This is a genomic window from Streptococcus oralis (genome assembly GCF_001579175.1).
In the GTDB taxonomy this organism is placed as follows: Bacteria; Bacillota; Bacilli; order Lactobacillales; family Streptococcaceae; genus Streptococcus; species Streptococcus oralis_O.
The window spans coordinates 414,779-416,059 of record NZ_KQ970760.1 but is presented as its reverse complement, the minus strand read 5'-3'; the positions used below and the strand labels follow the sequence as shown (position 1 = coordinate 416,059).

The window sequence follows — 1,281 nt, the reverse complement described above, 5'->3', positions numbered from 1 at the left end:
TTTTTATTTCTGATGCTAGTAAGGCGCATAGGGTGACCGCCTTATAGCGGCAACCGTAGAATGACGAGCAACTTTAGAGCCGTCATTCTTTGCGAGTTACAAAGTACTGATAAAAAATCCTATCCTCTACGGGTTGCGACTCGAAAGAAAAATAGACCTTTCTACCACCTTATCGGGACTATATAACCTTATCATTATACCACTTTTTACTTTTTTTGCAGTATTTTTGAAAATTCATAAAACGAAGTTAGAAAAAGGAGCTATGCAGCTCCAATTTTATATTTAAAATGTTTGGCGTTTGGCTTTGCGCTCGGCACGGCCACGAGCACGATTTTCAACACGCTTGGTTTTGCGACGTTTTTCATCCACCGCCCATTGAATCTTCTTCTTATAACCTGGTTTGACTTTTTTCTTTTTCTTTTTAACCAAGCCAATCATTTCAATATCAAGCTTATCCTGCTTCTTTTCACGGTTGGCACGACGATCACGGTCGTAAGTATCTTGGAACTCTCCGTCTTTAATCATCTTAGGAATAAACTTGATTCCTAATTTCTCCAACTCACGGATATCCGAGTCATCACTTGGCTGATAAAGAGTAATAGCTGTACCAGGTAGACCATTGCGTCCAGTTCGTCCAACACGGTGTACAAAGAAAGATAAATCCTGCGGAATGGCGTCATTGATGACATGACTAACACCTTCAATGTCAATTCCACGCGCTGCCAAGTCCGTTGCGACAATGTACTCAAAATCAAGATTTTTCACTTGATTCATGATCCGCTTACGCTCACGAGGAGCAATATCCCCATGAATCTTAGCCACCTTCAAGCCTTGAGCTGTTAGGTATGTATGTAATTCATCTGCACGCGTCTTGGTATTAACAAAAATCATGGCTAGATATGGTTGCATGGCTTGCGTCAACTCATAAATCTGAGCATTCTTATCTCGTCCCTTGGTCGAAATCAACCAGTTATCAATGGTATCAGAGATGACTGTTTTTGTTTTGATTTTTTCCATAACAGGATTTGACAAATATTTTTTCAAGAATGGCTGCAACTTCTGTGGAATGGTTGCTGAAAAGACCATGAATTGCAAGTCCTTAGGAAGGCTTCCTGCTATCTTATCAACTGTCTCTAAGAATCCCATATCCAAGGTCATATCGGCTTCATCGACAACAAAGGTCTTAGCCTTATGAATAGCCAGATCACCAGATTTGACCAAGTCATAGATACGACCTGGAGTCCCGATGACAATGTGGGGCTGGTTACTTGCCAATTTATC

Annotated in this window: 1 protein-coding gene; it reads right to left on the bottom strand. The window is 40.8% G+C overall.

What is annotated here, in order from left to right; translation table 11 throughout:
* Nucleotides 1–282: 282 nt before the first annotated feature.
* A partial coding sequence (locus tag SORDD24_RS06370; RefSeq protein ID WP_061408769.1) for a DEAD/DEAH box helicase occupies nt 283–1,281 on the bottom strand: 999 nt, incomplete at its 5' end.